This is a genomic window from Pandoraea sp., assembly GCF_041919235.1.
Classification (GTDB): domain Bacteria; phylum Pseudomonadota; class Gammaproteobacteria; order Burkholderiales; family Burkholderiaceae; genus Pandoraea.
This window is the reverse complement of the sequence record NZ_JAYRUC010000006.1, coordinates 181,960-203,680: the sequence shown is the minus strand read 5'-3', so window position 1 is coordinate 203,680 and position 21,721 is coordinate 181,960. Positions and strand designations below refer to the sequence as shown.

The window sequence follows — 21,721 nt, the reverse complement described above, 5'->3', positions numbered from 1 at the left end:
TCCGGCGCGGGGCTCGCCCACCGCCGCCTGCGCAGGGGAGCGGGGCGGCGGGGCGCATCTCTGAGCAGGAGTCCGCGCTGGATCCATGACTCAAGGGTAGTGCGCAGGTGGTGGCAAAGTCCTCACGTAAAATTAAACAATTCGTGATACCTCACGGCGCGTGAACTGCGCACAATGGGGCCTTCAAGACTCATTTTTCCGGGAGCGTTCCCTGCGATGGAATCGCCGCGCCGTGTTCTGCTCGTCGAAGACGACGTGCATATCGCCGACCTGCTCACGCTGCATCTGCGCGACGAGCGATTCGAAGTCGTGCACTGCGCCGACGGCGACGAAGGCCTTCGTCGGTTGTCCGAGGGCGGCTGGGATGCGCTCATCCTCGATTTGATGCTGCCCGGCGTCGACGGACTGGAGATTTGTCGTCGCGCGCGGGAGATGACCCGCTACACGCCCATCATCATCACCAGTGCGCGCGCGAGCGAAGTCCACCGGATTCTCGGGCTGGAACTGGGCGCAGACGACTATCTGGCCAAGCCATTCTCGGTGCTGGAACTGGTGGCGCGGGTCAAGGCGCTCATGCGGCGGGTCGACGCGCTAGCACGCAACGCGCGCATGGACGCGGGCAGTCTGGCGACGGCGGGCTTGTTCATCGACCCGATTGCACGCGAGGCGTCGCTGAGCGGCAAGCGGCTCGATCTCACGCCGCGCGAGTTCGATCTGCTGTACTTTTTCGCGCGTCAACCGGGCAAGGTGTTCTCGCGCATGGATCTGCTCAATGCGGTCTGGGGATATCAGCACGAGGGCTACGAGCACACCGTCAATACGCACATCAATCGCCTGCGCGCCAAGATCGAAGCCGATCCGGCGCAGCCCACCCGCATCCTCACCGTCTGGGGACGAGGCTACAAGTTCGCAAGCGACGGCGGGCCCGACGGCTTGGGCGCCGACGCAGGAGCCGCATGATGCGCCGCTGGAATCTCACCCTCACGCAGCGTCTGTCGGCGGTGTTTGCCGTGTTGCTGCTGGTGTGCTGCGGCACGTCGGCGTGGATGCAGGTGCGCGCCAATCGCATGCACGAAGCCGAAGTGATCCAGGGGCTCTCGCGCGGGCTCGCGGAACATATTGCCGCTAACGCCCAGCTCATGGACGCGAACGGCATGAAGCCCGATGCCGTACGGCGGCTGTTCGGGCAGCTCATGGTCGTGAACCCGAGCGTGGAAGTGTATCTGCTCGATCCGCAGGGACGCATCACCGGTCATGCCGCGCCTGAAGGCCACTTGCGGCGCATGCAGATCGATCTCGCGCCTGTGCATCGCCTGCTCGATGGCGAGGCGTTGCCGATCTATGGCGACGACCCGCGTAATGCCGACGTTCGCAAGGTATTCAGTGCCGCGCCGCTCAGGGTCGATGGTCGCGAGGTCGGCTACATCTACGTTGTTCTGCTCGGCGAGGCGCACGACCGCTTCGCGGCACGCGGGGCGACGAGCGCTGCGCTCAATACGGCACTCTGGTCGATCGGATTGGTGGCCGCGCTGTGTCTGATTGCCGGCCTGGCGGCGTTCGCGCTCATCACACGGCCGTTGCGGCGCTTGACGGATTCGGTGCGCGAGTTCGATATCGATGCAGCCCCGGTGCCGTTGCCCGCTGTGTCGGCCGATGAACTGGCGTCGCAGCAGGCGCGTCCGAACGACGAGATCGTGGTGCTCGAGCGCGCCTTCCGGCAAATGGTCGAGCGGCTGGGAACGCAATGGCGCACGCTGACGCGTCAGGATCAGGAACGGCGCGAACTCATCGCCAACATCTCACACGATCTGCGCACCCCGCTTTCTTCGCTGCACGGCTATCTGGAGACGCTCTCGCTCAAGGACGCCACACTCACGCCTGCCGAGCGGCGGCGCTATCTGGGCATTGCGCTCGACCAGAGCCGAAAGGTCGGCGCATTGGCGCAGTCTCTGTTCGAGTTGGCGCGACTTGAGCATGGCTTCGTGCAGCCCGAGGCCGAGCGCTTCTCGGTGACGGATCTCATACAGGACGTCTTTCAGAAATTCGAGCTGAGCGCCGAGTCGCGCGGGGTGGTGCTGCGCGCGCAACTCGCGCCGCAAATTCCGGCCGCGCGAGCCGATCTCGGTCTGATCGAGCGCGTGTTCACGAACCTGCTCGACAACGCCTTGCGTTACACGCCGTCGGGCGGGGAGATCACGGTGGCCGTCGCGCACATCGGTGCAGAGATCGAAGTGCAGGTGAGCGATACCGGCCCGGGCATTCCCGAGAGTGCGCGCGAAGGCCTCTTCGAGCGCCCCTTCACCGTGGGAGGCGCGCGCCGCGAGGGCGGGCTGGGACTGCGCATCGTGCATCGCATCCTGCAACTGCACGGTCGGCGCATCACGTTGGTGGACACGGCCGGTTCGGCGGGGCAGGGCGCGACGTTCCGGTTCACTTTGCCGACGTGAGCTTGCGGTCCATCGATGCTGTCGGTGTTGCATCGAAGTAAGTCAGCTTGCGCACGAAGACATTGGCGTACGGGTCGACACGCTCGCCGGGGGCCGCCGGCGACGTGATCACGACGCGGACGACATTGCCACGGCGGTCATGCCGGTAGTGGTACTCGGAGACATGACGCGCTCCGGTGGCGGCGTCGGTGCGCGTCACGCGCATCAGTTCGTGACGCGGCGAGTATTCCGAGACCTCGTTGTCCCATGCCAGCGCAAGCCATTGGCCGTCGATGAGGGCGGCGGCACCGTTGTCGCGCACGATGCGGCGGCCGTCGGGCTTGCGCTCCACGCTCGCGAATGACCGGTAGGAGACCACCTTCGGCGCCGGGCGTGCCTTGCCGTCGGCCGTGATGACCTGACGCGCTTCGTTGGGGGCTTCCCATTGACGCGAGAGCGCAAAGCATTCGTCGTCGAACAGACGCGCCTGCAGGGTACCCGGGCGATGGCGATGCGCGCCGTTTGCGGTGGCGACCCGGCGCCGTGTCCATTCGAGGTGACCGTCGCGCGCCTGACGCACCTGCTCCCTCCACGTCGCGCGATGGGCGGTGCCGTGCACGATCCAGGCATCGGCGCCTTGCCAGTCGACCGGAGCCCCGTCGATGCTGCGCAACCGGCCTGCGGCGTCATAGGTATATCGACCGCGGTCGGTGCTCGCGAGCAGGTGACCCTGCGCGTCGAAATCCATCACGAAGCGATTGCCGTTGTCGAGCGGTCCTACCTTGCCGGTGGCGCGGTCGTAGCGAGCGATGAAGCGCGTCTCCTCGATACGGCGAATGCCTGCGGGAATGCCGCCGAAGTTGCGCATCAGGTCGTCTTCCTCGCGCAGCGAGGTCTGCACGCACCACGGCAGCGGGGCTGACGCTTGCGGGGCTTCAGCCGCAGGCGAGGCCGGCGCGGGCGCGATGGTCGACGTGCGCGCTGCCGGCGCGGCCTCCGGGGCGGCGCGCGGCGCAGGCGCGCTGCACCCGGCAAGCGCTGCGGCCAGCAGGGCAAAGGCAAACGCGCCACGCGCACGACGCTCACAAAGCAAGGAACGGACAGGTCGGACAGATGAAGCTGACGTCATCGCAAGGGATCGCCGAAGATATTTTTCCCGCGATTGTACCGGCTCCGAGTGGTGCATCTGCGACATCACGCGGAAGCGGCCTGTCCGGCGCGTTGTCGGTGTGTTGGATAAGCAGGCACGCCACCGAGACGCCACCGACACGCGATCGCGCATCATCGAGCCGAATCGGGCCGAATCGGCGACCGCGCCGACGCAAGGCGCACGGCGGAGCACTTAAACGTCGCTCAGCGCTCGTGGTGCGCTGACCTGTCACCCCGAATCAAGGGCGCAGCAGGATGGAGCCGCTCGTCTCGCCGGCCTCGAGGCGGCGCTGAGCCTCGGCCGCCTGCGCCAATGGCAGCACTGTGCCGATGTTTGCCTTCAAACCGCTCTGCAATTGCTTGAACGTTGCCAGCATCCCTTCACGATAGAGGTCCGGATCGGACATGAAGCGGAAGACGCTGGGGCGCGAGAAGGCAATCGAGCGCGCCGGTCCGATCAGCGCGGGGTCCAATGGACCCATGTCTCCCGCGACTTGGCCAACGCTGGCGACCATGCCGTACGGCCGGACCGTGCCCAGCGTCTGGAGCAGCGTTTGGCCGCCGATGCCGTCGATCGCGTAATCGACGCCACGGCCTTCCGTCAGCTTGTGCACGGCTGCCACAAAATCGTGTTCGCGATAGAGGATCGCCTCATCGAGGCCATGTCGCTTCGCCAATGCGGCCTTGGCTGGCGAGCCGACCGTTCCAATAACGCGGGCGCCGAGGGACTTGGCCCATTGCACCAGCACCAGGCCCAGACCACCGGCGGCGGCATGCACCAATACCGTATCGCCCGCTTTCAGTGGGTAGACATGCGAATACAACATCTGGGTCGTGATGCCGCGCAGAAGCAGACTGGCGATGGTGTCGTCGGCGATATCGTCGGGGATCGCCAGTGCCCGGTCGGCGGGCAGATTGCGCGCGCTCGCGTAGCCTCCTGCGGGCGGTCCTGCGTAAGCAACGCGCTGTCCGGGAGTCAGCGTGTCGACACCGGGCCCCACGGCTTCAACAATGCCGGCTGCTTCGACCCCCAAGACGGCAGGCAAGGCCGGCAAGGCATAAAGGCCCGTGCGGTGATAAATGTCGACGAAGTTGACGCCGATGGCCGTGTGGCGAACACGAATTTCCCCGGCGGCCGGTGGCGCAAGCGTTACGTGGCGCAGGGACAGTTCGGATGCGTCGCCGTACTGTTCGATGAAGACTTGGGTGGCTTGTTGCGGCGTTGCACTATCAACGGATTGGCGGGACATGGCTGTTTTCCTGTAAGTGAGCTTGCAAGTGAAGCGTACATTGAGCAAAATCAGTCAACAATTCCCAATAATTTGTCATTTGCTGTGCAAAAATACACAGATCGTTCTCTTCCCGAAAAGCATCCCCTACAGTGGGACGACGTCAGGTATTTCCTCGAGCTGGCGCGTGTGGGAAGCCTGTCGGGCGCGGCCCGTCGCCTTGGCGTCGAGCATTCAACGGTCGCCCGGCGTGTGGAGGCACTGGAGCAGGCGCTGGGGATTCGGCTGTTCGACCGCTTGCCGAAAGGGTGGTCGTTGACCCCCGAGGGCGAAACACTGGCGACCCATGCGGCGCGGCTCGATGACGAGGCACAGGCGTTTTCCAGGGTTGCACTGGGCGTGTCCTCATTACAGGGGACGGTCCGCATTTCCGCACCACCGGCGATGGCTGGCCATTTTCTGGTGCCCAGACTGGCCGGCGCACACGCTCAGTGGAGCAGCCTGGAACTGGAAGTGATCGGCGAGTCGCGCGATGTCAATCTGGCGCGCGGGGAGGCAGATTTGGCCGTTCGCATGTCTCGGCCGACAGCGCCAGGACTCGCGGCGCGATGTATCGGCGACATGGGTTACGGCCTATATGCCGCGCACGGCTATGCGGATCGTGCCGAAGCGGAATGGACGTTCCTGGGCTACGACGACAGCCTTGTTCAAGTGCCGCAACAGCAGTGGCTGAACAAGGTGGCGGGAGAACGCCGCTTCATTCTCCGCAGCAATGACCTGTCTGCCCTGCTCAACGCAGCCCGAGCGGGCCTTGGAATTGCGGCGCTTCCCCATTTTCTGGCAGCGGAGGATTCCGCGTTGACGCTGATTTCAGAGCCGGCCTGCCCCATCGCGCGACCCATCTGGTTAGTCATGCATCCAGACGTCAAGCGCTCGCCGCGGGTGCGACTGGTTGCCGATCTGCTGATTGAAATCGTCTCGCAAGCGCAAGGGATGTTGTCGGGGAAGTGCGCGGAAACGACGGGCTCGCGCTAACACTGAGGCAAGCGCCAATCGCCATTCGCCAATGACCAATCACCAGGAGGGCGGGGTAATGTCTGGCGAACTTACCGACGTGCGCGCCGGCAACGCTCAGAGCAGTACTTGACGTCCTCCCACACCCGTGCCCACTTCTTGCGCCAGGTGAATGGACGGCCGCAAGACTGGCAGATCTTGCTGGGCAGGAACGACTTGCCGTGCAGGGTCATTGCGCAGAATCTGCGCGCTCGTGGGTCACCCGGACAAGTGACATGGTATCGACCCCCAACGCTTGCGCACGGGCCACGATGCGCTTGAGTTCGTTCGGGTCCATGTGCTTGTCCCTTGCCAGAATCCAACAGTAGCGCGTGTTCGGCCCCAGCACCAATGCCCAGCGATAATCGGGATCGAGCGCGGCGACATGGTAACCGCCGTAAAACGGTCCGAAAAACGACACCTTCAGCGACGCGACAGAGGGCGAACCGGTGAACTTCGCCTTCCCGGTCACCTCCCGCCAACGTCCGCTCGCGGTGTCGAAGCCTCGATTCACCACGCGGACAGTGCCGTCCGGCTGCGGCGTATAGGTGGCGGAGACATCGGACATGCCGCGCTCAAAGGAGTGATCGAGGCGAGCGAGTTCGTACCAACGTCCTTGGTAGCGACGCACATCGAATGGCGACACGGGGGTGACGCCGGGCGGTGGGTTCGTGTTTGCGCAACCTGAGAGAAAAACGACGATCAACGACAGGGCGCCGAGCAAGCGTGACCCTATTGAATTCCTGGCGTGAAACGCGTTTGCCATGACCGTACCTCCCTTTGTGGATGGTGATGATGTTGTCGGAACGCGTCGTATACCGCGTACGTTGACATCGAATGCTTGCGCGCGTACTGGAAACGCTGGGGAAAATTTTTAGTATTCGAGCATCGCCCGCAGCCTTGCAAGGCCGCGACGAATCCAGCTTTTCACGGTACCTTCCGGCACTCCTAGGGTCTGCGCCAGTTCCGAATACGTGAACCCGCCGAAGTACGCGATCGTGATGGCCTGTCTTTGTTGCGCGGATAGCGTGGCCATGGCGAGTGCAAGTCTTTGCCTGTCATGCTTTTTCTCATGGACATCGGGTGGGGACTCGGCATCCGAGGGAAGTGACGACATCAGTGAGTCATCGAGCGTGGCATGCTGACGCTTGCGCAAATAGCTGATCGCGCGATGTCGGGCTACCGTCAGTAGCCATGGCAAGACGTCGCCGCGTTGCGCATCGAAAACCAGTCTGCGCTGCCATAACGCCATGTAGACGTCTTGAAGCAAGTCTTCGGCCTCAGCCCGATGGTTGACGATGCGGAGCAGCGCGCCGAACACGGCCGACGAGGTGTGCTGGTACACCTGCGCGAACGCTTGCTCGTCTCCACGCTGAGCGCACGTGAGCATGTCCGCCAGAGTCGCGTGATCCGCATGTGACGACTGATGGGGGACATGAAGCGCTCGGGGCGCTGCCGAACACGTGCTGACAGACACATCCTCCGACGAAACACCGCAGATTTCTGCGCTTGTCGGACAAGCGTGCTGGCAGATCTCAGTGATTGTCATGGTGGCGTCTCAGAAGCGGATTCTGCTCGATCAATGCATTACGGGGAACGTTTCGGCATTAATGCAAGGAACTCGCGGCGCAACGCGGGATCCTCGAGAAAACGTCCGCGCATGACACTGCTCACCATGCGCGCCCCATCGTCCTTGGTGCCGCGCCAATGCATGCAGAAGTGATCGGCTTCCATGACGACGGCGAGCCCGTCCGGCGCAATTTTCTCTTCGAGCAAATCGGCGATCTGCTTGACGGCTTCTTCCTGAATCTGTGGCCTTGCCATGATCCAATTGAGGAGTCGGGCGTATTTCGACAAGCCGGGAAGATTTGAGGTCGCATCCGGCAATATGCCGATCCAGGCGTGGCCCATGATCGGGCACAGATGATGGGAGCACGCGCTCCTTACCCGAAGGGGGCCGATCAGCGTGAGTTCGTTGAGTTGGCCGATGTTGGGAAACTCCGTGATCGCGGGCGGTGGTTCATAGCGTCCCGCGAACACTTCTCTTACGAACATCTTTGCGACGCGCTTGGCGGTCTCTCGCGTGTTGTGGTCATTGTCGACGTCGATGACCAGCGCGCGAAGCGCATTCTCGATGTGCGTCGCAACTTCGCCTTGCAATGTGTCGACATCGCCTTCGCGCAGAAAGGCCGCGATGTTGTCATTGGCATGAAACCGGACGTTTGCGTTTCGCAAGCGTTGCCGGATGACTTGCGACAACGGGAGGCCTTCCGCGGCGCCTTGGGTGATGGCGGGTTGGGAATCGATAATCGCGCCCATGAGGTTCTCCTGAAAAAAATAGCCGCCGCTCCGATTTGCCGGTCAGCCGTCGTGGCGCTCGAAACCCGGAATGGGCCAGCCTTCATGCTTGGCCACCGCGGCCAGGGCGTCTTCGAACATGGCGACCGCTTTGTTTGCCGCGTCACCGAGGTGCTGATGAAGCAAGGCATCCGCCGGCGAGCGCGACTGGCAAGCGTCGCTATATCGCTCGAATGCCGAAATCTGCAGAATCAATTCGGCAAGATGCTTGGGGCACTCGCAGGCGATGGTCGTAGACCTGGAGACCACCTGCGTGAGCATTTCGTTGTCGAAGCGGCGCGGCGACCTGAGCCAGACTCCCTCGCTGGCCGCGCCGCGCGAGTCGCTCTGACGCAACGCTTGCAGAAACTCGGAGATGATGACGTTCGCCTGGAGCAGGGCATTGGGCGCTCGTCTGAGTTTGATGCCTTCCAGCTGCGCGAGGTCGGTTGCCCGTCGCGTGCCGAAGGAGTAGACCACGAGCATTTGCTCGCATTGGGCTTTCTGCGCAGCCGCGATGAGCGCAAGGACGCCATCTTCGTGGAGCGCCTCCACCCACATGACGATGCAATTGGCGCTGGATTCCTTGCCGTCGGCGGAGGGGATTTCTTGAAGGGTGTCAAGCCGGATGCCCTTCACGCCTTGCGGCATATCGAGCGTCGCGCTGTCGCCGAATCCCACGATAAACAGATTCGTCCTGCGGGCAGGTTCGTCTGGAGACGCCGATTCGCTCCTGCCGCTCGCCAAGTGACTCAGTTGTTCTCCGTCCAGGTGAGCAATCGAGCCAATGGCGTGCCCTCGGTCAACCAAGGACTTGATGGTTCGGAGTCGGTGGACATCCACGTCGGAATACAGCCGCTGACCCGAGGCGCTGGTGGGCGGCGAAACCACGCCATATCTCTGTTCCCAGATGCGCAACGTCGCAGCGGGCATGTCGACGAGTTTTGCCGCCTCGCCGCTTCGATACCGTCGGACTGTATCCACCCTATCCTCCACCGTTGGGGCGCCGTCGTTGAAAGGTCATCATGCGCTCTAAACTTAACGCAAATAACATATTGAGTCAATAAATGTAACTCAATATGGTAATTATGTGTCTATATGAGTCGGTAATTGGACTCGTTTTGCGGGGAGCTTTGATTTCGGTCGGCGCGAGGGAGCTGTCGTTGCCACGAGTCCTGAGGTCAGGGAAATCCGAGGTGTGTGCGGCGCGGCCGAGCAGTGCGAATTTCCGGTGGATCACGACATGTTCAGGTCAATTGCGAGGCAAATGCATTGCCCGGATACTTGGGCGCGGCGGCACCCTCGATTTCGTCCTCGCATGCGGTGACATCGCGGATCGGAGCGCAAGTTCAGTCGAGCCCCGAAATGTCGTCGCTAGGGGAAAGCTGCGTTGCAAGCAGGTTCAATGCAATGGGAGGCGGCATTGACCGCCCAACGCAGGCAGCGCTATGACTGGTTGCGCCCGCATCGATTCAACGACAGGCGGTCCACACCATTGGCAGAAAAAAGCGCAACGCCGAGTTGGGGGTTGGTTGTCGGTGTCGTTGCTTAGATCTGGAAGACGAGCGGCGTTCCCCGGCCGGATTGTGCCGGGGGCGGCAGGCACAATCGGACCCGTGTGGTGCGCGGTTGACTCGTCGCATTGAGGGGCGACCATCCAAGCGATGCCGGACCCGGCGCGCTAATGGACGTGCCGATGATGGATGTCGGGAAAATGTGCATGCGTGTGGGTCATCGGTTCGTGCCGGTGTGGATGGGTATGTGGCTCGCTGCCGTCCCACGCAAAGTCGTGGCTATGCTGGTGATGCTCGTCGTGGCGATGCCGGTGGTTGTGGTGTAGGTCGCCGTGCGTGTGCACATGTTCGTGGCGCTCGCGAATATGAAGCCAAACCCCTATGGCCATGAGGGCGGCCGCGGCCCAGAACGATAGCGGTGGTATTTCCGGCCACAGAATCAACGATAGTGCAACGCCAAATAATGGCGCCACTGAAAAGTACGCGCCGGTCCGCGCCGTTCCAAGGTTACGTAACGCGACGACAAAGAGCACGAGGCTTACGCCTTATCCGGCGAAACCTGTGAGCATGGTCGCAGCGATCCCGACCAAGCTTGGGAGGTGGGCGCCCAGCACGAGCGCGATGCAAAGATTGACGGAACCTGCCACAAGCCCTTTAACGCAGGCAATGACCATTGCATCATTCGTCGACACTTTGCGCGTCAGGTTGTTATCGATGGCCCATGCAACGCAAGCGCCGACGATGAGGAGCGCACCTGCCGGCACGCCAGCAACGCCGGGCTGCCAAGACAGCGCAGCGCCGCCAATCACAATTGCGACCATTCCGAGAAAGATCTGCAAGTCGACATTCTCGCGAAACACGACCCACGCAATAGCGGCGGTAAGCACGCCTTCCAGATTAAGTAGCAGCGAGCTCGTCGCGGCAGGTGTTGTGCTCAGGCCGAGCATCAGCAGCGCTGGGCCGGCTACACCGCCTGCGGCAATCGCGCCAAGAAGCCACGGCACCTCGGCCGCCTGGATTCGGCTGTCGTTTTTCCGCTCGTCGTCGGTGTGACGAAGGCGCTGGATCAGAATTCCGATGGCGAGCCCGACCCCACTGCCGAGATAAAAGAGTCCCGCGACCATAAACGGCGAGAGCGACCCAAGAAGTGCCTTGGCCAGTGGCGTAGTCGCACCGAAAAGTGCGGCGGCAAGGAGTGCCGTAAGAGCGGCGTTATGACGTATGCGCATCGAATCGAGGGAATTCTATGTGACATGATTTCACATTCTACGCGCCCGGTTCAGTGAGCTGGACGACGGCGTGAACTGCTTGCGATCGTCGATGGACGACTATACCGTCGCGATGCGGGTGATACAGCGGAAGCTCATGAATCTTCCGGCCAGCCAGACGTACTGCGCAGAAGTCACGGCTTTGGCGCGTAGCTGCAACCAACGGATGCCGGCCCTCAACGCGAAGTCCAATGGCTCGATAAATACCTTCAGCGGCTCGTTTCGCTGCGGTTCGGGAGTTATCAGACAGACGGGCGGAACGCGTGTGATCGGTTTCATGGCGATGAACGCCCGGTTCGAGAAACACAGAGGCTACCGGCGTGGTTGCGCGCAGGCGGGTCGATCAACGGGGGACGATTCGCGCGGGAGACACGATAGGCCACGGGGGCCGCCAGCACGCCGCTTGCTGCGATGTAGATCGCCGGTGCGCTCAGAAGGCCCGTCACGTTGATCAGGTAAGCGCATACGACTGGCGCGGTCCCGCCCAGCAGTGCCGTTGCGAATGAGTAAGTGACGGCCATGCCGAAGTCTCCCCAACTGTGCTTGAACAGGTCGGGCAAAATGACGAAGATCACGCCACCCAAGCATCCGGTCATGATGCCGAACGCGGCCTGAGCAGTCACCAGTGCGGCGAAATTGCCCTGCTGCAGGATGTAGAACAGCGGGTAGACGCCAATCGCCAACGAAACGATGCCAGCGACGGCTAGCCTGGATGCGTCGACGAAGCGAGAGATGTAGCCCGACGCCACCATCGAGACGAACAGGATCAGTAACGCTGCGACGTTTGACAAGCGAGCGTCGCTGCTGGATATGCCGAGGTAACTACGCAAATAGCTCGGCATCCACACGAACAACGAATAGATGGCAATTTCCAGGAATGCGACCAGGATGAAGGCTTGTACCAGCGGCGTTGCCGAGCGTGCATGCGGCGTGAGGCGCGTCTCCTGCTTCCGATCGACCGCGATCGATGACCTTAGAAGATAAATCAGGATGGACAAGGGCACGCAAAGAAGAAAGGGCCATCGCCACGTATCAGGCACATATTCGGAGAAGGGCGAATCTGCCAAACGTAACGAATTGGCAACGTGCGGGAGCGCGAAGATCGTCCCCGATGCCAGCAACATTCCAAGCAAGCCGCTACCCGCTGCCAGTGCACAATACAACCCTCGATTCCGACTGTCCGCGCTAAACGAGACGTAGTAGCCGCTGAGTGGCGCCTCTCCGCCCGCGCAAAAGCCCTGCAGGACCTTCAGCAGCAACAACAGAACGGTCGCAACATATCCCGCTGTCTGATACGTCGGCAAGAATGCGATCAGCGATGCCGGGATCGCCATCCCAAGCAGGCTCAGCTTTAGCGCTGAACCTGTACCGCGCCGATTTCCCATGAGTCCAAAAAACAGGCTGCCGAAGGGACGTGCCAGATAACTGCTCGCGAACACGAGAAAGCTCAGCATCAGCGCATTCTTGTCACTGGAAGCTGGAAAGAAGAGCCGGCCGATTTCCAATGCCATGAATGCCGTGAGAGAGAATTCATACCATTCGACCGTATTTGCCGTTAATGCGATTTTTAATACTGGATTGAATTTCGGTCGCATGGCATGTTTCGCTTGAGGGTGAGTATGGCGTGCGCAAGATCGCCATCGACAATCTTGTTCCGCAGGGCCGCGCAATGACACTCGACGGTTCTATCGGAGATCCCCATGAATCTGGCGACCTCCTTATTGGAATAGCGCTCGGACCTGAGCAGGAATGTGCAAATCTGTGCTTCAGTGGGCAGAGACAAGAAGTGTGTATCGACACCGAAGAAAACCAGTGATCGCTTGATCGCTTCTGCAACTGGATGGAAATGTCGGTAAAGCTGATAGATCGAAATTGGCGGAAGTGTTCGCGTCACGTCGTGGCGGTAGCTGACGATGCCGAGTACCTTCCCATGGAATCCGAATATTGGGAGTTTCGTCACTTCTTCCATTTGCACATCGCCGCATTTATCGATAAAACGACCTCTCCGGATCGTGGGTGATTTGCTTTCGCGGACGGCGATATCAAGCATTTCAACCGATCTTGCATACTGCCGTCCCCATTCCGACTGGGGGAATGAGATGTCCTGGATTCTCAGTCCGGTGATGTCCCTCCAATTCTCGATTCCAAACTGCCTGAGATTGTGATGGTTGTTGATGATGAATCTGCCGGTATCGGATTCTTTAAGACTCGCTGAGACCGGGAAATTTTCTATCAGGCCAATAAGTTTGCTGTCGGATTTCATCATGAGCGCGGAGTGTTTGATCGGCCCGGAAATAAGTGACCTTCCTTTACGCATCTGACCTCAGTGGTTAGCACGGATGTTCACATGAAACGATCCATGAATAATTGCCCTGGCATTCAGGCAGACGCGATATCGCCGTGTCGATAGACGGGGCCTTTTGTCGCAAGCTCGGCGCGCAAAGCGCGACAACAAGTCACGATCTTCCCGACCTGCTCCGCTCTGCCTGACCACTCCCCCCGAGAATCGTCAACCGTCAAAATCGGAAATGGAGTTCTCGTGTCGAGGCAAGAGCGTTACGACAACGTCGTGGGTTGGGCAAAGAAAATCAGAAAAGACCTACGCAGAGGCGATGCGGATAACCCGCGGAAGGTGATACGTCCGCCGGGTCGAGTGGCGTTTGCGGGATTTGCCGTATGGCAATGTGCGAAGGGCGCCTTTGTCATAAAGGGACCGGAGGCGACAGACGGCAGGCCGATATTCGGAAATCCGGGGCGACATGTCCGCATTGCCCGTCATTCCGATTTTGCGTCGGCATGGGCGTGCGCAATGAAGGTCGGCTCGTATGGCTTGGTGATTTATGCCGAACCTGATGGAACCGTGTTCGTCGTCGGTTAGTCGGCATGCCGTGACACACCAGGTCGATATCACGCGTTCCGCGGTCGAACACTGGACGGCCTGCGCGAACGCGTAGGGCGGTTCAGTTGGGTGTCCTGGCGCGCCTGCGCCAGTGATCGTGTCATTTATCCGGTCGGCTCGATTCACCGGAATCTGTGCCCAAGTCACATGACGAGCGCGTCGCATGGTGCTATGTGGCTGATTTTTCGATGTATTTTTTACGGTCAAGCACGATGGACTCAATCATTGTTGAGCTGAATTCAAGATTCGCTGCTTCTCGATATGGTGTCGAGATTCATTGGACGTTGAACCGCGCATGACGCCAGATCAAAGTTCTCTGGCTTAGTCCTTCCCGCAACTTTGAACTCAAGGTTCTCTTAATTTTGAACTATACGGCGGTTGAGTCGCTGCACATTGAACTTTTCTGACCCGATCTCCTGCCTTATTTGGGGGGAGTGCGGCGTAAGCATGGGCTACGTAGAGAATCTAAAGTACTCCGGTTTCCACCTGCCATTTCAGACAGATTGGGAAAAGTCCATATTTCATTCCCCCAAACTACGTCCGTCGGCTGTTGCGCCGCCTGCCTTAACTCCCCTTTTGTCAAATTTTCTCGGATTGTATGGTTCTTGTATGTGTAATTGCTGATGCATAAGAGACCGCCTTCCGCAGTTCCAGAAGCTCGGTAGGAAATTACCGCATCTCAACCGATCCCGTTCTAGATCATCTGAGAATAAAGAGACGAATTCATATCTGATTGGTTACAATTTGTTACGAGTTGTCCATGGACGACGGCAATCGTCACCCTCATCGGCTGATGAAGATGCATTGTCGGAGCGAGCAATCTTCCGCGGAAAATCCGCCACTTGGGAAGTAACGTCAATGGTCAGGCAAGTGGGGGAATGAGGTTTGATGGATGTGCTCAAGATTTGGTAAAGCACACAAACAAGTGAGGTTTGATTGATGGCGATACTGAACGCACGAAGTGCTCTACCCGAAGTTCACATGACGGATGGTCTTCGCCTCGCCTGCGAGGACTATTGCCACTACGTAAAATTCATACTCGAGCCAGCAAAGCTCGATTTCGAGCAAGATCTAGAAGGTGGTGCGGTTTCGTTGCACAGGGCCTTTGGAGCCAATCTTCTCTTGGCGCACAGCGTCGACTACCTGCTTGCCATACGTAAAGAGGCCCGAATGGGTGCGCAGCGAAAGGACCTCGTTAAATCGTTCGATGCGAACTTCGCAGTTGCTGGTGCATATCTCGGCAACCGAAAGATGGAATTGATCGATGCGGTCAACAACGCCTTAAAGCACATCCGGATCGATCCGAAGAGGTACAAGGATCTGCGATATGGGGAGGTCTCATTCAAAAGCCTGGTCGAAGTCGACGGGCGCGTTATGTGTCATCTCGAAAAATATCGATTCGACTACTGCCGCGTTGTGCTCCGTCCGACTTTCCGCGCTTTGTGTGGTTGGGAGTTTAGAGAGGTCGAAGATGTTTTTTTGTTTGCACGAGGAGATATCCGTGTTGGCGATGATGGATATTACTCAGACATCTATGATCCGGACGATCCATCGACCGCGATCGATAGAATGATTGAGATCTGCTCAAGTCCGTGCAAGAACTGTGATGAGGCCGCAGACGATTGCCAATGCGCTGAATGGGTGTTTGACGATGAGAAAGGGCGATTCGAGCCGCTGGTCTCAGTATCGGAGGGGGAGTTCAACTCAATCATGGACCAGATATCGCCCTCGTACAGCAGGTCCTGATTATTTGGTTCTTTCCCTTACGGCACCGTGCAGTACCGGCTCGAAGGAAGGCACGCACGTCGTGCCATTCATTCGGCGCATACAGTAGCCATCATTCTGCTGCATTCTGCTGGAAACATGGCAGAGAAAGCGCCAGGCCCAATCGTCCGCGACTTGGCGGCAATGACAATTGGTTAGACGGATCGGAGAAAATGAATATGCTTGCAACCCAAGGTCGTACTTGATGTGAGCCTCGACATTCCCGACGGTGTGGAACGGGGTGAGATCGGTGGTGTAATACACCGTGATGCAAACTGTATCGTGCTTTCAGTCGATCATTTCTGACTCGAAAAAACAACAAAGGGACTTTAGTTGGAGACGGGGAATACGACAGCCGCTGGCGCAGCGATCGCTACTGGCGCGGCAGCGGGAGTAGCGAATGCGGGCTATGTTTTCACTGCTGCGGTTGCAGTTGCCGAGGCAGCAGGCTTGACTGGAGCGGCTGCGACGTCGTCGGCGCTCGCGACCCTCGGAGGTGGGGCAGTTGCCGCTGGAGGGGGGGGCATGGTGGGTGGGATCACGGCGATCGCCGTCGCGGCGGCATGGCCCGCTGCGGGTGTGGCGGTCGCGGTTTTTGGCGGATACAAGCTCTATACCTCTCCCACAGTCAGGGGGTGGACCAAAGGCCTAGTGGGCAAAGTACACGGGAAGAATGATGATTTTTGAAACTTTTGAGCACAAAGGCGCAACTGTCCAAGTTCGCCTTTACGACGATGACGAGCGCTTCGTATTGCGGGCAACCAATGGCACTGGGAAACCGCGCTACGTTTACTCCATCGCCAAGATCGATCAAATTGAGGCGGGTAGCTTATGAATCCGCGCCAACATGCGAGCAAGCAGACCAAGATCGAGAAGCGTCTGAAGAAGGCGAAATTCGATCAGAGACACGGCCGAAAAAATGGTGCGCAGCGCGTGAAAGAGCATGATAGGAAGTTGCTCGCTCACGTCATGAAGGCTGACTAGGAAAAAAGTCGATGTTTGATGATGCGCAACTCGTGATTGTTCGCGGCCTCCCTGGCGCAGGAAAGTCTACGCTCGCACGGGAGATTTCGCTGGAATGCCGATACGTGCATCTTGAGAACGACATGTATTTTGAAGGGCCTTCTGGGTATGCCCATGATCGAAAGCAAATGGAGCATGCGAAGCGCCGGTGCCTTTTGGCTGCAAAGCGGGGCATTTCCGGCGGCGGGCGTGTCGTTGTGTTCAACGTGTTCGCCAAGACCTCTCACATGTGCGGGTACCTTGCACTGTCCGAGCAAGTCGTGGTGATCCGACCATGCCGTGGGTCATGTTTGAGGCTGAAGACGGTACCGGTCTCACAGAGTCGCGCTTCTGGGACCCGACAACCCCGAGTCACGCGCAGACGCGGCCCGCATGATGAAGTTGTGGAATGACGCGCTCGACGCGCACTAACTGAGTCGGAAAAAGAGGCGATCGATAACTTCAAGTCGCGCGAACAGACAACTTTTCAGGCGGCGTAAGCTCGGAAGAGCATAAAGGAACGCTCATGAATCTATTCACCTACCGCGCTTACTATTTCTACAATGGGCCGTCGCTGGCTGACCCCTTTCGCACCGAAAAGACTGCTGACGAAGTGGCCCACGCACTGAACCTTTTTCCGACCGAGTTAGCGCATTTCGTGCCGGAAGGCTGGGTAATTCAGAAGCGCGAGGGTTTGGGAGACGCTGATTCGAGCTACGTTACGGTGGCGACCTCTGCGCCGGCGGAGGAAGTTCACAAAGTAGTCGCCCAATGCCTCAATCGGCTAGACCTCTTCGCTGACAAGATTAAGGCGGGATAGATAGGAAAAACACGATGTACGAGATCTGGGTGGTCGAGGAAAACGGCAAGCGTGTTTTGGTTCGTGACGATGTTGTCGACTCGAAGCATGCGAGTGATCTCGTACAGGTCGCCAATCGCGGTGCCGGGCGGCGCATAAGCAAAATTAGACGTTTTGAATTTGCGGCGTGAACAACGGAAAATGGGGAACAACCGGAGGGAATCATGCAGCACAAAGGCGATTTGATTGTTGACGGCGACCACGAGACCAGGGGACAGGTCACTGGTACGACCTACGTTCGCTCGGGCGGACGATTGATAGTGAACGGCCAACTCGCAGGAGGCTTGATCATTGAACAAGGCGGGGCTGCTGTTGTGCATGGGCAAGTCGCACGAAACGTCATCAATAACGGGACTCTGACGCTATACGGGCAAGTGGCGGGCAAGGTAATCGGCCACCCTCCCGTGAATGCCGTCGGTCCTAACCAAATTGTTGGAACCGACTTGGAAGTGCCTTTCCATGGGACGACAGTTTCATGGACCAGTAGCCAATAAGACCTGGACAACGACAAGCGTGGCGATGAGAAGCTGGTCGTGGAAGCGTTTTGCGCGCAATTGATTTTTGAAGGCTAGTCGGTGAGCACGGATGTGAACCATGTCAACGTTGCCGGGACTCTTAACGGGGATCGTTTGTACGCGGAGACGAACGGGCAAGAACGGCCCGCTCGACGTAGACACACTTGCGCCGGATGCCTGACGCAGATGTTGGGCGCGCTCGCTTTGATGTAGTGGTACCGTAATCGATGTTGCGAGCAGCAGCGCGGGTTTGCGTCACGCTCTTGCGTGATTGAGTTGCACGGAATTGGGGATCCCGTTCAAATGTGTCGACACCACTGGGATTTTGGTGGAAGGCGAACGGGGAACTGAAGCGGTCAGGCAGATCAAGAAAATATTCAATGAGTACAGCGACCACTTTTAACTTCACAGTAGACAGTGCTCTTCTCCGAGAGCTAGGTGAGAAGCTGGTTTCGACCGTTCATGTCGCATTGTCGGAACTTGTCAAAAATGCTTACGACGCTGATGCCACTGAGGTTCGGGTAAAGATTGAACCGATGCCGAACGGAGGCCCGAAGATTGTCATCGAAGACAACGGTAGTGGAATGACGCCCGACGAGGTTGCCAATTTTTGGATGCGCATTGGCACCAACAACAAGGAGTCTGACCCTCACAGTCGCCGCTTTGGGCGGCCACGCACTGGGCGCAAGGGTGTCGGACGGTTCGCATGTCGGCGGTTGGGACGGCAACTTGAGCTGCAGACAATTGCCAGTACAACCGGAGCGGGTGGCGAGCAACAAAAAACGATCACTAGCGTGACGTTCAAGTGGGGCGATTTCACGCCCGGCAGGTTGGTCGAATCAATCCCCTGTGAAGGCACTATTCAAATTGTTGATGACGTGCAGGCAACCGGAACTAGGTTAGTCATCTCTGATGCGGACGTTGACGAGTGGCAAATTCGTGGTTACGACTACGTTCGTCGGCAGTTGGCAGTCATGGCAGGAAACTCGGGAACTTGGCGCGAGCACTTCGAAGAGGATCCTGGCTTCGATATTGCCCTGGATGCTCCCGGAGTCGCTTCGGATTCGATCAACCTTCGTGAGCGGGTAATCGATGCGTCATGGGGAACGCTGGAGGCGGAGGTTCGCGCCGATGGCTGTGCGCAATTTACGCTTCATGCCTTCGGCTTGGGCGGCAAGAGGACGTATGTTACTGGCCCCAGGTTTGGAGACATTTACGGGGCGAAACTACGTGTTGGCATCTTGCCCGACTCCAAGGGCGACGGAGTTCGTGAGCCAGCCCTGCTCGCAAATTACGTGATCCATAAATTGATCGACGATTGGGGCGGTGTCCAGGTCCGCTACAGTGGTTTTCGAATGTACCCCTACGGCAATCCTGGCGACGACTGGCTGGAAATCGACGCAGACCGCGGTCGGCGGCAGGGCCGTCCGGGTGATGAAGAGGCGTTCCAGTTTTCGAAAACGGTTCTGGGAATAGAGCCAGCCCGAGTGCTGTTGAATATGTTGGGCATGCGCAACTATCTTGGGCACGTTGATGTGTCGGCGGACATTGCCGGCTTGGAGCCGCGGCTGGATCGACAGGGCTTTGTTGAAACTCCGGTCTTCGAGTCCCTTCGCAGGTTTGCTCGGTTGGCCATTGAGTGGGCGACTATCCATCGAGAGTCCTACATTCGGCAACGAGAGATTTCCAGTACGCGAGACGCGATTGCAAGCCTTCCGCCGGCTCTCCAACTCGACACACAAAAGTTTGAAGCCGAAGTTGGGCCTCGCGCCGCTCAATTCCTCCGACAGCAGATTGGACGATTGGTGACAACGCTTCCTGAGGAGGAGCGAGCCCAGACAAAACAATCACTTTTGCGGACGGTGAAGGCGCTAGAGGCGATCAGCGAAGAGAGCCTTAGTCAATTGCGGCATCTTCGCTTGGTCGCGTCTGCATCAACGCTGACGCTCCTTTTTGCTCATGAAGTGCGTGGTGCGATGTCTTCGTTGGGAGCGGGGTCGGCGCGCTTAAGAGCTTTGGCGGGAAAAATTCCAGGGCACGAAGCTGAGTTGAGCGCGTTAAGTTTGCAGCTTGGGGCTACTCAATCGCAGCTTTCCCAACTGGTCGATATGACAGGTATTGTGGGCGCCTTCCGTAGCGATCAGCGCGCAGATGACGTCAACCTGAAGTCTGCGGTGGATAAGGCCGTGGGCTGTTTTCGATTGTTGATTGATAACTATGACATCAACGTTGATTCAGCTAACGTCAACATCGCTACGTTGGTTGGTCCCTTCGTTGAAGGCGAAATATATTCCGTACTGATCAATTTGTTGTCAAATTCGATCAAATCGTTGATCGCGGATGGGGGCTCGCGGAAGAGCATTCGCATCTGGGCAGAAGAGTTGGGCGAGAAGGTATTTTTGAGGATTGCCGATAATGGTATGGGGCTCGATCCCGTGCATTTCTCGGACGTATTTACGCCATTTATTTCCGATCCAAACGGCTTGCTCTATGACCGGTTGGAGGAGCATGCCAATCCGGAAGACGCGACTATCTTCGGAACTGGTAGCGGTTTGGGATTGTCGATTGCCCGCGACATCCTTCGTGCCCGTGGTGGCGATATTCAGTTCATTAATCCGGATGCTGGATGGTCCGCATGCGTGGAGGTAGAGTTGCCGTGAGCATTAAGTTCAATTTTTCGTGGATCGATGACAGGCCTGATCGGTTTAATAGTTGGGACGGCAGCATGCCCGGTCAGTTGCGCGGCGAGCAAGTCGAGGCTACGGTGAAGGGGATCGAGCTGACCGAGAATTTCTTGGCTGAGTTGGATGCACAAGTGGACAGTTGGGTAGACCATCCACCTAACCTGATCCTTTTAGATCATGATTTTTCCAAGGTGCCGAAAGCCAAACGGCCCTTTGGGATGCACGGTTCTGCGCTCGCACATTTGCTGCGCTTGAAGCTTCCTTCGACGCCAATAGTTTGCTTAAGTGGACAAGCGATCGAGTCGGACGACTTCAATGCCGAAGATATATCCGAGTACACGTATCTTGTTCCGCTGACCGAGGTCAATACCGAAGCCAACCTCGAAGTGATCTTTGCGATTGCACAGGATTTCGGGTTGCTTTGCTTTCCAGACAAAGAGCCGATTCGAGGCCTGTTGATCGATGCTCTGGGGGCACCGCAAGCGGATCGCGATGCGCTCTTGAACATATTGCCCGAGGAGTTCGAGGGCACCTTCGTACATAGCACTTCAGCCCACCGCGTAGCTCGGTGGGTTCTGAATGTACTTATGAAGCGACCTGGGTTCCTATGCGACTCCCTAGAGGCGGCAACTCTCCTCGGATTGACGGAGACCGCCTTTTTGGTAAGGGTAAAGGATCGGTTTAACGATGCGTTGTATGTTGGCCCGTTTGCAACGGAGAGTCGTCCCTTGTGGTGGGCATCTTCATTGACGGATGTCTTGTATCGAATTCTCCCCGATCACGTTAGCTTAATGCCGCAGAGCGCGGGGAGAAAGCTTGAAGGTGTGGCTGAACACGATTTTAGTGTTTGTGCCGTCTCGGGGCTGCAGGGCCCTTCGCCTGACGTGATTGCCTACGTGGACGCCTCGAAGTCACGGCGTGTTCAGGTACACCATCGACATACTGTTCCCTTCTCAAGCGAAGAGGGGGCGCTGCTTGGCTTTTCGTCGCGGTTGCGGCTGGGCAAAGGCGGGGGAAACTAA

Annotated in this window: 20 protein-coding genes and 1 pseudogene; 11 read left to right on the top strand and 10 right to left on the bottom strand. The window is 58.6% G+C overall.

Annotation, left to right across the window (positions count from 1 at the left end; translation table 11 throughout):
* The first annotated feature begins 216 nt into the window (after window positions 1-216).
* Together ACE3UG_RS06965 and ACE3UG_RS06960 are read left to right on the top strand one after the other, a co-directional pair.
* Window positions 217-960, top strand: coding sequence for a response regulator transcription factor (locus ACE3UG_RS06965; protein WP_374621464.1), 744 nt, complete (start codon window positions 217-219; stop codon window positions 958-960).
* Entirely contained in the window at window positions 957-2,447 is a 1,491-nt protein-coding gene (locus tag ACE3UG_RS06960; protein ID WP_374621461.1) for an ATP-binding protein, read from the top strand. The genes ACE3UG_RS06965 and ACE3UG_RS06960 overlap by 4 nt, the downstream gene beginning before the upstream one ends.
* Here the strand turns inward: ACE3UG_RS06960 and ACE3UG_RS06955 are convergent.
* Together ACE3UG_RS06955 and ACE3UG_RS06950 are read right to left on the bottom strand one after the other, a co-directional pair.
* Window positions 2,431-3,519: a hypothetical protein gene (locus tag ACE3UG_RS06955; RefSeq protein WP_374621459.1), complete on the bottom strand. Its 1,089-nt coding sequence runs from the start codon at window positions 3,517-3,519 to the stop codon at window positions 2,431-2,433. The genes ACE3UG_RS06960 and ACE3UG_RS06955 overlap by 17 nt on opposite strands.
* A gap of 295 nt (window positions 3,520-3,814) precedes the next feature.
* The gene (locus ACE3UG_RS06950) at window positions 3,815-4,825 is read right to left on the bottom strand and encodes a quinone oxidoreductase (RefSeq protein ID WP_374621456.1); all 1,011 of its coding nucleotides are present in this window, start codon (window positions 4,823-4,825) and stop codon (window positions 3,815-3,817) included.
* An 84-nt stretch (window positions 4,826-4,909) separates the two neighbouring features.
* On the opposite strand from ACE3UG_RS06950, the gene ACE3UG_RS06945 reads away from it, so the two are divergent.
* The gene (locus ACE3UG_RS06945; protein ID WP_374621561.1) at window positions 4,910-5,839 is read left to right on the top strand and encodes a LysR family transcriptional regulator; all 930 of its coding nucleotides are present in this window, start codon (window positions 4,910-4,912) and stop codon (window positions 5,837-5,839) included.
* A 71-nt stretch (window positions 5,840-5,910) separates the two neighbouring features.
* Here ACE3UG_RS06945 and ACE3UG_RS06940 read toward each other — a convergent pair whose 3' ends face one another.
* The 8 genes and pseudogenes from ACE3UG_RS06940 to ACE3UG_RS06905 all read right to left on the bottom strand — a co-directional run bounded on the left by ACE3UG_RS06940 (window position 5,911) and on the right by ACE3UG_RS06905 (window position 13,242).
* Window positions 5,911-6,051, bottom strand: coding sequence for a DUF2256 domain-containing protein (locus tag ACE3UG_RS06940; protein ID WP_374621454.1), 141 nt, complete (start codon window positions 6,049-6,051; stop codon window positions 5,911-5,913).
* Entirely contained in the window at window positions 6,048-6,623 is a 576-nt protein-coding gene (locus tag ACE3UG_RS06935; protein ID WP_374621452.1) for a lipocalin family protein, read from the bottom strand. Before ACE3UG_RS06935 ends, ACE3UG_RS06940 begins: the two co-directional genes overlap by 4 nt.
* Window positions 6,624-6,731: 108 nt before the next feature.
* Entirely contained in the window at window positions 6,732-7,247 is a 516-nt protein-coding gene (locus ACE3UG_RS06930; protein WP_374621450.1) for a sigma-70 family RNA polymerase sigma factor, read from the bottom strand.
* Window positions 7,248-7,444: 197 nt separating this feature from the next.
* Window positions 7,445-8,176 carry a GTP cyclohydrolase I gene (gene folE, locus ACE3UG_RS06925; protein ID WP_374621447.1) on the bottom strand — a complete coding sequence of 244 codons (732 nt, stop codon included), beginning with the start codon at window positions 8,174-8,176 and terminating at the stop codon, window positions 7,445-7,447.
* Window positions 8,177-8,218: 42 nt separating this feature from the next.
* A complete protein-coding gene (locus ACE3UG_RS06920; RefSeq protein ID WP_374621445.1) occupies window positions 8,219-9,178 on the bottom strand; it encodes a MerR family transcriptional regulator in 960 nt (319 codons plus the stop codon).
* Window positions 9,179-9,875: 697 nt separating this feature from the next.
* Window positions 9,876-10,937: pseudogene (locus tag ACE3UG_RS06915) on the bottom strand (DMT family transporter).
* Window positions 10,938-11,251: 314 nt separating this feature from the next.
* Window positions 11,252-12,571, bottom strand: coding sequence for an MFS transporter (locus ACE3UG_RS06910; RefSeq protein ID WP_374621442.1), 1,320 nt, complete (start codon window positions 12,569-12,571; stop codon window positions 11,252-11,254).
* On the bottom strand, window positions 12,544-13,242 hold the full coding sequence (locus ACE3UG_RS06905; protein WP_374621440.1) for a helix-turn-helix transcriptional regulator: 699 nt from the start codon (window positions 13,240-13,242) through the stop codon (window positions 12,544-12,546). The genes ACE3UG_RS06910 and ACE3UG_RS06905 overlap by 28 nt, the downstream gene beginning before the upstream one ends.
* Before the next feature lie 1,614 nt (window positions 13,243-14,856).
* Here ACE3UG_RS06905 and ACE3UG_RS06900 point away from each other — a divergent pair.
* The 8 genes from ACE3UG_RS06900 (at window position 14,857) to ACE3UG_RS06865 (ending at window position 21,721) form a co-directional block, all read left to right on the top strand.
* A complete protein-coding gene (locus ACE3UG_RS06900; RefSeq protein WP_374621438.1) occupies window positions 14,857-15,621 on the top strand; it encodes a hypothetical protein in 765 nt (254 codons plus the stop codon).
* 691 nt (window positions 15,622-16,312) lie between these two features.
* Window positions 16,313-16,474, top strand: a complete 162-nt coding sequence (locus ACE3UG_RS06895; RefSeq protein ID WP_374621436.1) for a hypothetical protein — start codon at window positions 16,313-16,315, stop codon at window positions 16,472-16,474.
* A gap of 160 nt (window positions 16,475-16,634) precedes the next feature.
* Complete coding sequence (locus tag ACE3UG_RS06890; protein ID WP_374621434.1) at window positions 16,635-17,054, top strand: AAA family ATPase; 420 nt, start codon at window positions 16,635-16,637, stop codon at window positions 17,052-17,054.
* Window positions 17,055-17,167: 113 nt separating this feature from the next.
* Complete coding sequence (locus ACE3UG_RS06885) at window positions 17,168-17,461, top strand: hypothetical protein (protein ID WP_374621431.1); 294 nt, start codon at window positions 17,168-17,170, stop codon at window positions 17,459-17,461.
* A gap of 14 nt (window positions 17,462-17,475) precedes the next feature.
* Window positions 17,476-17,631, top strand: a complete 156-nt coding sequence (locus ACE3UG_RS06880) for a hypothetical protein (protein ID WP_374621428.1) — start codon at window positions 17,476-17,478, stop codon at window positions 17,629-17,631.
* Window positions 17,632-17,664: 33 nt separating this feature from the next.
* Window positions 17,665-17,994 carry a hypothetical protein gene (locus ACE3UG_RS06875; protein ID WP_374621426.1) on the top strand — a complete coding sequence of 110 codons (330 nt, stop codon included), beginning with the start codon at window positions 17,665-17,667 and terminating at the stop codon, window positions 17,992-17,994.
* A 401-nt stretch (window positions 17,995-18,395) separates the two neighbouring features.
* Window positions 18,396-20,675, top strand: coding sequence for an ATP-binding protein (locus tag ACE3UG_RS06870; RefSeq protein WP_374621423.1), 2,280 nt, complete (start codon window positions 18,396-18,398; stop codon window positions 20,673-20,675).
* Complete coding sequence (locus tag ACE3UG_RS06865; RefSeq protein WP_374621420.1) at window positions 20,672-21,721, top strand: hypothetical protein; 1,050 nt, start codon at window positions 20,672-20,674, stop codon at window positions 21,719-21,721. Before ACE3UG_RS06870 ends, ACE3UG_RS06865 begins: the two co-directional genes overlap by 4 nt.